Origin of the sequence: Clostridium nigeriense, from assembly GCF_050585245.1 — a bacterium.
GTDB classification, from domain to species: Bacteria; Bacillota; Clostridia; order Clostridiales; family Clostridiaceae; genus Clostridium; species Clostridium nigeriense_A.
This window is the reverse complement of record NZ_JBNOOF010000002.1, coordinates 205,092-219,521: the sequence shown is the minus strand read 5'-3', so window position 1 is coordinate 219,521 and position 14,430 is coordinate 205,092. Positions and strand designations below refer to the sequence as shown.

General features: G+C 28.0%; 11 protein-coding genes and 1 other annotated feature. Of the genes, 5 read left to right on the top strand and 6 right to left on the bottom strand.

All coding sequences use genetic code 11. From position 1 onward, the window contains the following. Positions 1-113: 113 nt before the first annotated feature. Positions 114-2,936, bottom strand: a complete 2,823-nt coding sequence (locus ACQPUY_RS04405) for a hypothetical protein (RefSeq protein ID WP_430839714.1) — start codon at positions 2,934-2,936, stop codon at positions 114-116. Between the two features lie 514 nt (positions 2,937-3,450). Between ACQPUY_RS04405 and ACQPUY_RS04400 the strand changes: the two genes are divergently transcribed. Beyond that, complete coding sequence (locus tag ACQPUY_RS04400; RefSeq protein ID WP_430839713.1) at positions 3,451-4,041, top strand: manganese efflux pump MntP family protein; 591 nt, start codon at positions 3,451-3,453, stop codon at positions 4,039-4,041. A gap of 187 nt (positions 4,042-4,228) precedes the next feature. Here ACQPUY_RS04400 and ACQPUY_RS04395 read toward each other — a convergent pair whose 3' ends face one another. Continuing rightward, on the bottom strand, positions 4,229-5,089 hold the full coding sequence (locus ACQPUY_RS04395) for a GNAT family N-acetyltransferase (RefSeq protein ID WP_430839712.1): 861 nt from the start codon (positions 5,087-5,089) through the stop codon (positions 4,229-4,231). Continuing rightward, entirely contained in the window at positions 5,089-5,850 is a 762-nt protein-coding gene (locus ACQPUY_RS04390) for a DUF2087 domain-containing protein (protein ID WP_430839711.1), read from the bottom strand. The genes ACQPUY_RS04395 and ACQPUY_RS04390 overlap by 1 nt, the downstream gene beginning before the upstream one ends. Positions 5,851-6,036: 186 nt before the next feature. On the opposite strand from ACQPUY_RS04390, the gene ACQPUY_RS04385 reads away from it, so the two are divergent. Both ACQPUY_RS04385 and ACQPUY_RS04380 read left to right on the top strand, forming a co-directional pair. Next, positions 6,037-7,386 (top strand): [Fe-Fe] hydrogenase large subunit C-terminal domain-containing protein, encoded by a 1,350-nt coding sequence (locus tag ACQPUY_RS04385; RefSeq protein ID WP_430839710.1) that lies wholly within the window; start codon positions 6,037-6,039, stop codon positions 7,384-7,386. A 154-nt stretch (positions 7,387-7,540) separates the two neighbouring features. Continuing rightward, complete coding sequence (locus ACQPUY_RS04380; protein ID WP_430839709.1) at positions 7,541-8,542, top strand: glycosyltransferase; 1,002 nt, start codon at positions 7,541-7,543, stop codon at positions 8,540-8,542. Positions 8,543-8,664: 122 nt separating this feature from the next. On the opposite strand, the gene ACQPUY_RS04375 is transcribed toward ACQPUY_RS04380, so the two are convergent. Further along, positions 8,665-8,919, bottom strand: coding sequence for a TIGR04540 family protein (locus ACQPUY_RS04375; RefSeq protein ID WP_430839708.1), 255 nt, complete (start codon positions 8,917-8,919; stop codon positions 8,665-8,667). A 261-nt stretch (positions 8,920-9,180) separates the two neighbouring features. Here ACQPUY_RS04375 and ahpC point away from each other — a divergent pair, with 261 nt between their 5' ends. Beyond that, on the top strand, positions 9,181-9,744 hold the full coding sequence (gene ahpC, locus ACQPUY_RS04370) for an alkyl hydroperoxide reductase subunit C (protein WP_430839707.1): 564 nt from the start codon (positions 9,181-9,183) through the stop codon (positions 9,742-9,744). Between the two features lie 142 nt (positions 9,745-9,886). Further along, positions 9,887-11,551 carry an FAD-dependent oxidoreductase gene (locus tag ACQPUY_RS04365; protein ID WP_430839706.1) on the top strand — a complete coding sequence of 555 codons (1,665 nt, stop codon included), beginning with the start codon at positions 9,887-9,889 and terminating at the stop codon, positions 11,549-11,551. Between the two features lie 53 nt (positions 11,552-11,604). On the opposite strand, the gene ACQPUY_RS04360 is transcribed toward ACQPUY_RS04365, so the two are convergent. Both ACQPUY_RS04360 and ACQPUY_RS04355 read right to left on the bottom strand, forming a co-directional pair. After that, positions 11,605-12,921, bottom strand: coding sequence for a dicarboxylate/amino acid:cation symporter (locus tag ACQPUY_RS04360; protein ID WP_430839705.1), 1,317 nt, complete (start codon positions 12,919-12,921; stop codon positions 11,605-11,607). Between the two features lie 143 nt (positions 12,922-13,064). Beyond that, positions 13,065-13,298 (bottom strand) — a binding site (T-box leader). Between the two features lie 81 nt (positions 13,299-13,379). Next, the gene (locus ACQPUY_RS04355; protein WP_430839704.1) at positions 13,380-14,423 is read right to left on the bottom strand and encodes a galactose ABC transporter substrate-binding protein; all 1,044 of its coding nucleotides are present in this window, start codon (positions 14,421-14,423) and stop codon (positions 13,380-13,382) included. Positions 14,424-14,430: the final 7 nt, after the last annotated feature.

Here is a 14,430-nt window from a genome sequence, read left to right as displayed (position 1 = left end):
TTAAATCAACATATTTGACGTAGTTCTATCTTAATATTAAAAAACGAGACTTATACTTAGCTTTGCTAGCTATAAATCTCGTTTTATTTAACATAAGTACATCTATAAAATTATCATTTTACCGTAAATTCTTTAATTATTTCAACAGGTCTATCCTTTGAGTCATATGTTTTAATAGTTATACGATACTCTCCTGCTGATAACTTCAAGCCCATAAATTCTATACTTGCATAATTTTGCTTGTCAGAAGGGAATGACACAGACATACCAATTTTACCTGGTAAATTTACACCACTTAAAGATTGTAATTTTATATCATTTTGCCCAAATGTATTAGTTAAATCTTCATTAAAGGTTAACTCTAAAAGTGTACCCATCCAACCTTCATCTATTTCTATATTAGTAATATCTAATGAAGACTTATCTTCTTCTCCTCCATCAGGTTCAGCAATAAATTCTGGTATCTTAAAGTGGTCTACAAATCCCTTACGGTAATTACCATCATAATCAACAAATAGCACCCATAATCTAGATTTGTTTGTTAAATTATATCCTGATAAATCTATATCCAGCTCATTATATCCTGAATTTAGAACTGCTTTTGTACTATTTACCTTACCACTAAGTACATCCTCAGCCATTGGTGTAGTTGAATCTCCAACAACTACTGAATTATTCGATTCGTATACACCATAATATAATGTACCATGTTCATCTGAATTAAACTCAAACTTTATTTTATTTTGTGAATAATGATCTATAGAATCTCCTGTTATTGAAGGTGGATTAAAATGTGATCTAAATGATCCATTAACAACACTTCCATCAGGCATATTTACTGAAACAGTATATTTATTATCCTTATGTCCATAATTGTCTGGTACAATAATTGTATAAGTTTTTTTATCTGAGCTTACACTAAATTTTGCCCCTTTAGTTGTAAGAGCAGATTCAGTTGGACATATAATACTAAAGTCTTCTAATTTTAATTCGCCATTTACTGGTTTGTTAAATGTAAATACAAATTTATTAACTTCCTCTTCTGCTGCATAATCCAATTTATATTCATTATCTTCTTGTTTATCCTCATAAATGCCTATTTCAACAGGTCCATAAACTGGAGATGTTCTTCCATCATATGCTTCCATAACATAGTATAAATCATATTCTTTATTTTCTTCTAAATTTGATATTAATATCTCATTATATTCTGTCTTTATAGCTACTTTAGTACCATTTTCTTTTATTTCATCTACACTTACATTATTTTGATAACGTAATATGTTCTTCTCTACAAGCTTATAGTATAAATATCCACCTTCATCAACTCCATAAATATCAATAGTAGCTTCTGTTGCACTTGTTCTATCGACACTTACCTTTGATGCTGTAGGATGATTATAGCTATAATCAAATTCCTTACTTATTATATTTTTATTTGGTAATGTTATATATATTTCATATGTATTATCTTTATAATATGATGTGTTTAACGTATATGTTTTGTTATCTGTAGTTGATACATTAAATACGCTCATAGTATTTCCACCATGACAAATAACAGAAATTTCTTCTAATGTTATTGGTCTACTTGTAGCTTCATTTAAAGTAAACTCAATTACTCCTTGCTGTTTTAGATTTATATTACTTATTTCATATTTTTCTTCTCTTCCAACAAATGTATTACTAGCACTTTGATTTATTTGAATATTATCTTCAGGTGTTTTAGTATAAACCCCTGTATTACTTCCATTAATCTCTACTGAATTTAATGTACCATTTCCCATTATCTTAGTAGAATCACCATTAATAGTAGCTTGTTCTATTATCGCGCCTTCTTTAATATAGATATTACTTTTTTCACCATTTGAGTTTATTTTATTTACTTTAGAATTAACTCCAATGCTTGTACCATTTCCATTATCATTAATTTCACTTACTGTTCCATTTATTGTTATATCAACATTATTTGAATTTTTATCAATATTCATAAATTCAGTAGGTATAGCAATAACTAAAATTCCATTTTGTATATTTAAATTCGAAATCTTTCCATTACCTAAGATAGATATATTACCATCAACATCCACATTATCTATTTCTTTTACATTTTCTAAATATAAAGTTGGTCCACTTATATTTTTATTAATAATTGATAATGAATCACGATACATTTTTTCTTCATTATTTTCTACTTTTACATATGGTACTGTTGAATTTTTTACTTCTACTTGGTATTGTACCCCATCTTTCAATATTAACTTTTCATTAATTTTAACATTATCTAATACAATTTTTCCGTTAGATACTGATGAATCAATATAAATATTTTTATATTCCTTATTTGATATTGTTGCTACACCATTTACTAAATCATTATTAGTTATAGTAATATCATTAATTACTATTTCTGGCTTTTCAATATCTCCCGGATTATTTGGCTTTTCTGAATCTCCTGGTTCATCTGGATCTTCATCATTCCCTGGATTCTCTGGATCACTTGGTTTTCCTGGCTTCTCTGAGTTTCCTGGTTCATTTGGTTTCTCTGAATCTCCTTGATTTTCTATGTTTCCTGGCTTTTCTGACTCTCCTTGTATTTCTGGTTTTTTATTAGCATCTTGACCTGTTATACTTTCTTGTCCAGCACCACTAGAATGGCTATTTGTGTTTGTATTATTATTTGTATTTAAGTTTACTGAATTATTAACATTTGATTCATCTTTTTGTGGTGTTCCATCTTTATTAATAGTATCATTACTATTGCTTTCTTCCCCAACACTTAGTTTAGTATCATCAATATCATTTTGAACAATTGAATTTTCTTTATCTTTTATGTCATTACTTTTTTGAGATATAGTAAAGAAATAAACACTTGATGATAATGCTAAAGCCATTATAGTTCCAACAGCTACTGCAAATTTACTACTTTTTTTCATAGATTACCTCCTTCTTAATATTGGCTAATATTTTTTCAAATAAATACTTCACTATTTTATCCAAGATTTACAATTATGTAAATACATCTAATAATAATTATCCATAATTTTATTGATATAATTTTAATTGTTTGATATTATATTAAAGTATAAATATTCATTGTATAAGGGAGTAGTTAGCTCTAATTTAAGTAAGAGTTACTAAGTCAACATATTGAACGTAGTTCTGGCTTAGTATTAAATAACGAGACTTATGCGTAGCTTTGCTACGTATAAGTCTCGTTTTATTTGTTTAACATAAGTACATCTATTAATTTTACTCATTCTGTCGCTATGCTCAAAGTCATGACAAAATTAATAGATTCACTAAAAAGCTGAATGAAAGAATTTATAAAAAGCTATTCAAAAGCTAATCTTTTTATAAATTCCTGCAAAGCAAGAAAGATACTATCGCACAATGAAAAATGAAGGCGACAGTTTCTTTAAATAAATTCTTAATAAAGGAGTACTTATTATGGGATTCTTATCTATTTTTATGACAGGATTAGGCTTATCTATGGATGCCTTTGCTGTTTCTCTCGCTAAAGGTTTTTGCTTAAAAGAGGATGAATTTAAATATTCTTTTAGAGTAGCAATACTATTTGGCGGATTTCAAGCATTAATGCCTCTTTTAGGCTGGTGGGTTGGTACATACTTTGAAGGCTATATAAAATCTTTTGATCATTGGATAGCTTTTATATTACTTGGACTTATAGGTGGAAAAATGCTAGTAGAATCTATTAAGGATATTAGATCTGGTGGAGAGACTAATATCAAAACAGAATGCGAAAGGGATGAATTTAGCTACAAGAAACTAATTATTTTAGCAATTGCTACTAGTATAGATGCCTTAGCAGTTGGAGTTAGTTTTGCATTTTTAAGTGTAAGTATTATTCCTTCTATAATAACTATAGGAATAACTACTTTTATTCTAAGTTTTTTTGCAGTTTTTCTTGGAAAAAAACTTGGAGAATACATGCAAAGTTATGCTGAATTACTTGGAGGTATTATATTAATATTTATTGGAATTAAAATACTAATTGAACATCTTTCAGGTTTAGCATAAAAAATAAGTAAATATGTTATATTAGTCGCGACCTCGCAAGCTCCAAGTCGCCCTAATGCAACATATTTACTTCTACAGACTCAAGGTAATAATTCCTCATTCCTCGGAATTATGAATTTTTGTTCTGTTTCTAGGTTCCAAGTCATCACAAAATTAATAGAAGCACTTCAGGACTAAAGGAAGGAAATTATAAATCAACTTCTATCCAGTCACTTAGCTTTTCATAAACCTCAAAGCCTCTTTTTTTATACATTTCAAAGGCTATATTATTACTTTCAATAACAGTTAAACATATATTTTCAACATTTACATCATTTAAAAATATAATTGCAGTTTCTAAAAGTCTTTTCCCATAGCCTTTTCCCCTATACTCTTTTATTAAACCTATGTCAAAAAAACCTTTATTCTCTCTAATTGTAGTATTTAGAAATCCTATATTTTTATTGTCATTAACTATAATAAAATATTCTTCATTTATATCTTTATTATCTAAATATTCCTTTGCATCTTCTATCTCAATAAAAGTACCATGGGGCATATCCATAAATGATTTATTATAAATATCAACATATTCTTTTATATTATAAGTTGACAATTTTACCTTATCTAACCCATTATATTTAATATTTCTTTTTTTCAATATCATATTATAAGATGAATAACTTCTTAACATCCTCAATTCTTCTATTGATGCTAATAAATCTTCATCCCTTATACCTAATGAAATTTTATTAGCATCATATTTCCTAGCAATTCCTTTTGCTTTATCAATAAGTTCTCCTATTATTTTTAAATCTTTACTTGGGCATATCATTTTGTTAATATAAATAGTTTTTAATTTTTTTGCTAATTCTAATATTACAGATATTTTACCTTTTACTTCATTACTTTCAAAATAAAATATTATTCCTTCTCCATAATTACATATTTTATTATTTACTTCACTCTCAAATTCCCATAATGATTTATAAGTTTTATTATTTTTACTTATAAATTCTAAAGCTTTTTTCTTTTCATCTGCATTCAATTCCAAAAAATTTTTTATCATTATTCTTTCACCCAGTATTCACTACAATCTCTTGACCTATCTAAAAATCCATATTGTATAAGTGCCCTTCTAATTGTAACGTAATCTTCAAATATTCGTTTTAATATCCTATTAACTTCTTTCTCTTGATACTTTTTACCTACATTAAAGTTTTTAATTATTTCTCCTAGCAATATAATCTTCTTTTTTTCCTTTGAAGGATAACTTTTCAAGGCTCCATTCTCATCCATGTAAGTTTCTATAACTTTTATTTTTTCATCTTTACTAATATTAAACCTATCATCTAAAGTAGTTGCTCCTTTATGAGCATCACATATAATATCTTCCTCTAACATATTAATTTTCTTATTTATATTTTTAGTTAATAAATTCATAGTAGCTAAAAATAACTTTGATTGTTTTTCTTTTTCTCTTAGTTTATATCTATAATTTCTTATAGTAGAATTAGCAATTCCGAGCTTTTGAGCGATTTCTTTATCTGTATATCCTAAAGCTATAAGCTCAATTACAGATTTTTGAGAGGATGAAATACCAGTATAACTAGAATTCATATTTAGTAAATAAGTCAACATAGATTTATGCCTTTCTTTAATATGAAATTCTGCTGCTTTCATAGAATCATAAAACTTACCATCTATCTCATATATTCTTCCTTTTTCAAAACTTTCTTGACAAACTAGGCACTTTATTTCATCTTTGCTTTCTATAAAGCCCTTTTCTATTTCTTCTATGGATGCATTCCAAAAAAACTCATTTTCCATTTTTATACCTCCAATATTCTCTTAAGTTCATTCTAAGACAAAATGCATAAAATATCTACTGTTTTATAAACATTAGTTAAATTTGTTTGTTATTTATTTTCTTGTTTAAAAATATGAAAAGAGTATAATATTAATTAATAGAATATGGTATTGCTAAAAACAAATAATTTATGGGTGGTGTAAAAAATGCATAGCAAATATAATGATCTTTTTGATACTTTAGTAAAATCTTATTACAAAGGAAACTTTGAAGAAACTCTTTCAAATATTATGGTTTGTCATGAGATTTCTCCTCAAGAAACCTTTAAAATCATTACTTCTCTTTGTGGAGTTTCTTTAGAATTTGACAATAACTATATTTATAACTTAAAAAAAGCAATTACTAATTATACCGTAAACAAAAAACTAATAGAAAAACTTGATAGTTGTAGCCTTAACTGTAAAAAAGATGGAGAAGAAAAGTATAAATGCCAATTAAGCTGTCCATTCGATGCTATTATGTATGATAAGGATAATAAAGCTACTTTCATTAATTATGATCAATGCATAGGCTGTGGCTTATGTGTAGATTCCTGTAAAGAAGGAAAAATATTAGATAAAGTTGATTTTATACCAATTGCTGATTTAATAAAAAATAACGAAGTTGTTATTGCTGCTGTTGCCCCAGCAATTATGGGACAGTTTGGTGAAAATGTATCTCTTGATCAACTAAGAGCAGCCTTAATAAAAGTTGGCTTTAGTGATATGATTGAAGTTGCTTTTACTGCTGATATGATAACAATTAAAGAGGCTGTAGAGTTTAATAATCATGTAAATGGACCCGATGATTTAATGATTACATCTTGTTGCTGTCCTATGTGGGTTGGTATGTTAAAGAAAGTTTATAAAGAATTAGTTCCTGATTTATCCCCTTCTATTTCCCCAATGATTGGTGCTGGAAGAGTAATAAAAAAATTAAATTCTGATGCAAAAGTCGTTTTTATAGGCCCTTGTATTGCAAAAAAAGCTGAAGCAAAGGACCCTGATATTGCTGGTGATATTGACTTTGTATTAACTTTCCAAGAACTAGATTCAATTTTTAAAGCTTTAGAGATTAATCCAAGTGAATTAAAAGGTATACCTACTAGAGATTATGCTTCAAGAGGTGGTAGATTATATGCTCGTACTGGTGGAGTTTCTATTGCTGTTGGTGAAGCAGTTGAAGAATTATATCCTAAGAAAGCGAAACTATTTAAAGCAATTAAAGCTGAAGGAGTAAGAGAATGTAAAGATATTTTAAATAAAGCCTTAAATGGAGAGATAGAAGCGAATTTTATCGAAGGAATGGGTTGTATTGGCGGATGTGTTGGTGGTCCTAAATCACTTATTCCAAAAGAGCAAGGAAAAGTTTATGTAGATAACCTTGCCTTTAATTCTCCAATAAAAGTTGCTACTCATAGCTCTACTATGGATGATGTATTAAATAAAATAGGAATAACTTCTTTAAAAGATTTTGAAGACGAAAAGAAAACAGCAATTTTTCATAGAAAATTCTAATTTATATAAAAAATTGCTTATGACTTATAAATTTACAAAGTAATAAGCAATTTTAAGTAGAATTTCTGAAGAATATATATTTTTCTATTATTAGCATAAATATATATATATTCATACTCTATAATGTAAAAGTTTTATTGGAGGAAATTTTAATTTGAATACCTTAAGTGTTTGCATTATAGCTAAAAATGAAGAGAGAAACTTACAAAGATGCCTTGAAAGCATAAAAGGTATAGCTGATGAAGTAATATTAGTAGATACAGGATCTGTTGATAATACTATAAGTATTGCTGAAAAGTATGATGCTAAAGTAATAAAATTTCCTTGGCAAAATAATTTTAGCTTTGCAAGGAATAAAGCATTAGAAATGGCATCTAAAGATTGGATATTGTTTATAGATTGTGATGAAGCTTTAGATAACTCTCAAATATATGAAATGAAAAACTTCTTAGATAATTCATCCACTCTGGGTTTTAGATTGAAACTTATAAATATTATTGATAATAAAGCCTATGAAGGAAAACATATGCTTAGAATAATTAAAAACAACTCTGGTTTTTATTATTCAGGAAAAATTAATGAAAAACTTCTTAATTCAACTTATAAAGATTCTTATTTAAATGAAATAATGAATTTAGAATTCTTAATTTATAACTTTGGATTTGATTTTACTAAAAAAAGCTTAACAGAAAGATGTAATAGAAATATAGATATTTACTTATCTTATAATGAAGATGAAAAAAACTACTTATATTATTATTATATAGGAAATGAATATTATCTATTAGATAAATATGCTTTAGCAACTAATAACTATCTTAAAGCTCTTAACTCAAATGATAATCTATACATTAATAGCTACATTACTTTTTTATTAATTAAGTCCTATTATGATATGAAAAAATATAATGAAGCTATTCTTCTAGGAGAAGGTTTTTCTATTAAATATAACATTATTAGAGAAGTATATTTATCTTTAAGTGAATGTTATGAAAAAATCGGAGATACTGATACATCCAAAGAGTATTTTAAAACTTATTTAAGCCTGGAAACAAATGACTATTCTTATTATTTTAGATTAACTTATGAAAAATCTAAAAAACTACTTCCAGAATTTTTTGGATTTTCAATAATAACATTAGGACTTAATGGATAAAGAAATAAGGAAGAGGTATGTCCTCTTCCTTATTTCTTTATTAAAATTCTGCCTTCAATCTAGTGGATCTATGCAAGTATTGTCTATCAATTATCATTTTTGTTAAATTAAATACCGTGGATTTACTCACCTTGTTTCTTTTCTAATATTTGTTCTAAAACATTAAGTCTTGTCTTACCTAGTATTTGTTTAGGTTTCTTAGCAATTTCATTGTCTTTATAAAATTTGTTTTTATTAGCTTGTATCACCATATAGATTTTTTCTTCTAATGCCTCGTCTTCTATGTTCCCTTCAAAATAATCATCTATGTAGTTTCTTAAAGCGTAGCTAAGTTCCTCTTGATTCTTATAATATAATCTAATTCCACCCTTATTCAAGAATATAATCCTCCCTAAAAAATCTACTTTTAAATATATTTTATACCAAATATATCGTATATACAACCTGTATTAAATTTCTTAATTTTTATTTAAACATTATATGTATATATTTTCCACATTATTTCTTTCAAATATATTGAGTATTAAAATAATTGATAAAAATTTTCATTTTCTTTTCAAAAAACATTGACAAATTATTAAATAAGAATTATTATTAATACATAAAGAATATTAAAAAGATTTGAGGAGGAAAAATTTATGTCATTAATAGGAAAGAAAATAGAAGATTTTAAGGTTCAAGCTTACCACAACGGAAAGTTTGTAGAAGTATCTAAGGAAGATGTTTTAGGAAAGTGGGGAATATTCTTCTTCTATCCAGCAGACTTCACATTTGTTTGCCCAACAGAATTAGGAGATTTAGCTGATCATTATGCTAGCTTTAAGGAAATAGGAGCTGAAATTTACTCAGTATCAGAAGATACACACTTTGTTCATAAAGCATGGGCTGATGCTACTGAAACAATTGGAAAGATTCAATATCCAATGTTAGGAGACCCTACTGGTAAATTAGCAAGAATGTTTGAAGTTCTTATTGAAGAAGAAGGTCTTGCATTAAGAGGAACATTTATAGTTGATCCAGAAGGAACAATTCAAGCTTACGAAGTTCACCAAAACGGAATTGGTAGAAATGCTGAAGAATTATTAAGAAAAGTTCAAGCAGCTCAATTCGTAGCTGAACATGGAGATGAAGTTTGCCCAGCTAACTGGACTCCAGGAGCTGAAACTTTAACACCAAGCTTAGACTTAGTTGGAAAACTATAATATATAACATAGAGGAGATACTCTCCTCCACTATAAAAAATTAGCGAGGAAACTCGCTATTTTTTTAACAAAGCAATCAATAATAATTATTAACTAATAATAGAATAATAAGTATATATTCTATTTTATAGAGGAGGCTTATATGAACAAAAATATTTATGATTTAATTATAATCGGTGGTGGTCCTGCTGGTTTATCTGCTGGTTTATATGCTGGAAGAGCAAAACTTAGAACTTTAATTATTGAAAAAGAACATACAGGTGGTCAAATTACTACTACTGCTGAGGTAGTAAACTATCCTGGTATAGTAAAGACAAGCGGTTCAGAATTAACTTCTCAAATGAGAATTCAATCTGAAAATTTTGGTGTTAAATTCCAAACTGCTGATGTTATAGATGTTGATTTCAATGGAGAAGTTAAGACTATTAAGACAAATGTTGGCGATATCCAAGGAAGATCTGTTATTATAGCTACAGGTGCTTCCCCAAGAAAATTAGGATTCCCAGGAGAAATTGAATATGGTGGTAGAGGTGTTGCATACTGCTCTACTTGTGACGGCGAATTCTTTAAAGGATTAGAAGTTCTAGTAATTGGTGCTGGTTTTGCTGCTGCTGAAGAAGCTATCTACTTAACTAGATTTGCTAAGAAAGTAATTATAATTGCAAGAGAACCTGAATTTACTTGTGCTAAGTCCATAGGCGATAAAGTTAAGGCTAATAAGAATATCGAAATTAGATTTAATACTGAAGTTGTTGAAGCTGTCGGTGATGATGTATTAAGATCAGTAAAACTAATCAACAATGTAACTAATGAAACTTCTGAATACTATCCTCCAAAAGAAGATGGAACATTTGGTATCTTTGTATTTGTTGGATATCAACCACAAACTGAGGTATTTAAAAATAAAGTAGATATGGACAGATGGGGATATATATTAACTGATGAAAATATGAAAACTAATATACAAGGTGTTTATGCAGCTGGTGACTTAAGACCTAAGATGTTAAGACAAGTGGTAACAGCAGTTGCTGATGGTGCTATTGCTGCAACAGATGCAGAAAGATATGTAGCATCTGAAAAAGAAAGACTTGGAATTGTTGATGAACATGTGGAAGAAGAAAAAGTAGAAACTAAAAAAGAATCTCCTATTGCTTCTAGTGGTAAATCTGGCAAAAGTGCTTTATTAAATGATGCTTTACGATCACAATTACAAGGAGTTTTAGCTAGATTTGAAAGTAATATATCATTAGTTTCAATAGTAGATGAAACTAATAAGAAATCAATAGAACTAAGAGATTTAGTTTTAGATATAGCTGATTTAAGTGATAAAGTTAATGCACTTATCTATAAAAAAGGTGAAAATCCTGAAATAGAAGACAAAGTTCATGCAAATAGATTCCCAATAGTTGCTATTTTAAATAAAGATGGTGAGTATAGTGGTGTTAAATTCCATGGAGTTCCTGGTGGCCACGAATTAAATTCATTTATATTAGCAATGTATAATATAGCTGGTCCAGGTCAAGAAATAAACAAAGATGTTTTAAAAGACATTAAATCTATTGATAAGAAATTAAATATTAAAGTTGGAGTATCTCTATCTTGTCATGTATGTCCTGATGTAGTTGTAGCAGCACAAAGAATTGCTATAGAAAACCCTAATATAGAAACAGAGATGTTAGATTTATCAAACTTCCCTGATTTAAAAGATAAACATAAAATAATGAGCGTACCAGCAATAATAGTAAATGACGAAAAAGTTTACTTCGGTGGTAAGAAGCTTGAAGAAATAGTTAATCTATTAAAATAAAAAAGTAAATAAAAAAAAACTATATGACTTGTCTATCATATAGTTTTTTTTATCTATGCTTTTACTGCTCTAGGTACTGATTTTTCTTTTTTTCTCTTTTCTGTTTCATCAACAACTACTGCTGCTACAGCTGATCCAGTTACATTAGTCATTGTTCTCATCATATCTATTATAGCATCTACCGCCATTACCATAGCCATTCCTTCTACAGGTAATCCAACAGTTGATAATACTACAGTTGTTGACATAGTAGCTGCTCCCGGAACTCCTGCTATACCTATTGAAGATATTATAGTAGTTATTACTATTAAGAAGTAATGATACATAGTCAAATCTACATTAAATACATTTGCTACAAATATAGCTACTATAGCCGGATATAAACCACCACAAGCATTCATTCCTATAGTTGAACCAAGTGGAGCAACAAAGCTTGCTACATCTTCAGACACCTTAGCATTTTCAACTAAACTTTTAATAGTTACAGGTAATGTTCCATAACTACTTTGGCTTGTAAATGCAACAACTTGTGCTGGAAAAATATCTTTAAAGAACTTAAGTGGATTCTTTCTTGCTATAAGTCCTACTAATGGTGTATGAACTAATAATATTTGTAATACACATGCTATATATACTGCTAAAATAACAGCTATTAATGATTTTATAGTGTCTAGTCCATTTTTTGCTGCTGCAGTTGCAATTAATGCAAATACTCCATAAGGTATAAACTTTAATATTATTCTAGTTATACTTAATACTAACTCATAAGTTGATAATATTACGTCCTTGAAAGGCTTAACTTTTTCTGGATTTTTATTATCTTCAATAACTAAAGCTATTGCAACAAATAGCGAAAATATAACTATTGGTATAATTTGATTATTTACTATTGAAGCTACTGGATTAGATGGTAAAAAACTTAATATTACTTCCGAAAATGCTGGTATTTCTCTTGCTGTAAAGCCTTCCACTCCAACATAATTTAGGCCATTTCCTAAATTAAATAATTTTCCTATTATAATACCTATTATTGCTGCAACCCCTGTTGTTCCAAGTAGTATTCCTAAAGTCTTAAGTCCTATTGATTTTAATGTATCTAAATTTTTAAGTCTTATTATACTTGTTATAATTGAAACCATAACTAATGGTACTACTATCATCTTAATTAATGATATATACCCCTTACCTACAACTTCTAGATATGCAAGATTTTCTTTAAATATTGCTCCTAAAGCTAGGCCTATTACTAAAGCTGTTAAAGTTGCATAAGAAAATTTATTAGTCTTTGACTTTACTAAATAAATTACATAAAATGCTACTAATGATAATATTACTGCTAAAATTAAATTAAAACTAATATTGATATTCATATTCTTTCCTCCTATTTTTATATTGATTTTTTATAAATAATTTCTTAAGATAATTACTTTATATATTTTGTTCTTTAAGTTATTAACAACTTATCATATGATATAATTTCCTAAAGATTAAAAAAACCTTCTGCCTCTGTAATTACAGAGGCAGAAGGTTAACTTCCACGGTTCCACTCTGATTAGATATAAAATATCCATCTTTCTTAAGTACTTATAATACTTAGTCTCTATAATGGGAGAACCCATAATTCCCTACTTAGTTCAAGAATTAAACTCTAAGGTGCACTTCATTAATATAATTATAGACTATTACAGCAACCTAGCCCTCTCTGAAATAATTATTACTAATTACTCTACCTCTTCTTTGTTTTTAATCATATCGGAATACTATGATTTAATTATATCATTATTTAATACCTTGTCAATATATTAATTTTATATTTTGTATAAGTATTTTACTCCTTTAAATATTCATCTACATTATCTATTGTTATCTTAGTATGGGGTAATTTTTTATATTTTCCTTTTTCTATTCCATTAATATTTTCTACAGACTCCCCATTAGATACTGCCATTGAAATTTCAAACAAAGCTTTTGCTTGACCATATGCATCGCTTATAACAGTACCATCCATCTGTCCATTTTTTATAGCTTCCAATGCTTCTTTAATTCCATCTACTCCTACTATTATAGGCTTTCTTATTAAATCACTATTAGAATTAATAGCATGAATTGCTCCCAAAGCCATAGAATCATTATTACTAAATACCACCTCTATATTATCACCAAATTCTTTTATCCATTGAGACATTTTAGTAATAGCTTGATCACTTTGCCAATTAGCACTATCATCTGCTAGCTTCTCTAGCTCAATACCTCTATCATTTAGTGCCTTAATACAATATTCTGTTCTAATTAAAGAGTCTTGATGTCCTTGTTCCCCCTCTAACATAACATATTGAATTTTTCCATCTTTATTTTTATCATAAAGCTCTGTATTCGATAACCACTTTTCTGCTACTATGTCTGCTTGAAGCCTTGCTGATTGTTCTGCTTGAGCACCTACATAATATATCTTGTCCCACCTATTCATATCTTCTTCTACAGGTTCTCTATTAAAGAATATTACAGGAATATTAGCTGATTTAGCTTTATCAATTATTGTAGCTGCTGCTGTTCTATCAACTAAATTAACACATATAATATCATAATCCTGATTAATAAATTTATCTACTTGATTCCCTTGATTTAAAGTACTTCCCTTGGCATCTACGAACTGAAGTAATATTTTAGAATCATATTTACTTTCATTTTCTTTAACTATATCCTCTAAATTACTTGAAATATTCGATATAAAAACATCATCTTGCCTATATAAAGTTATACCAATTTTTATTTCATCCTTAGATTTGAAATCCCCCTCATTATTACACCCCACCATAAGAGTAGATACTAGCATTAAACTAAGTATATTGAAAAACTTCTTATTTATTTTCACAATACCC

Coding starts and splice junctions, on each gene's coding strand:
- ACQPUY_RS04405 (WP_430839714.1), bottom strand. CDS start 2,936: ATGAAAAAAAGTAGTAAATTTGCAGTAGCTGTTGGAACTATAATGGCT.
- ACQPUY_RS04400 (WP_430839713.1), top strand. CDS start 3,451: ATGGGATTCTTATCTATTTTTATGACAGGATTAGGCTTATCTATGGAT.
- ACQPUY_RS04395 (WP_430839712.1), bottom strand. CDS start 5,089: ATGATAAAAAATTTTTTGGAATTGAATGCAGATGAAAAGAAAAAAGCT.
- ACQPUY_RS04390 (WP_430839711.1), bottom strand. CDS start 5,850: ATGGAAAATGAGTTTTTTTGGAATGCATCCATAGAAGAAATAGAAAAG.
- ACQPUY_RS04385 (WP_430839710.1), top strand. CDS start 6,037: ATGCATAGCAAATATAATGATCTTTTTGATACTTTAGTAAAATCTTAT.
- ahpC (WP_430839707.1), top strand. CDS start 9,181: ATGTCATTAATAGGAAAGAAAATAGAAGATTTTAAGGTTCAAGCTTAC.
- ACQPUY_RS04365 (WP_430839706.1), top strand. CDS start 9,887: ATGAACAAAAATATTTATGATTTAATTATAATCGGTGGTGGTCCTGCT.
- ACQPUY_RS04360 (WP_430839705.1), bottom strand. CDS start 12,921: ATGAATATCAATATTAGTTTTAATTTAATTTTAGCAGTAATATTATCA.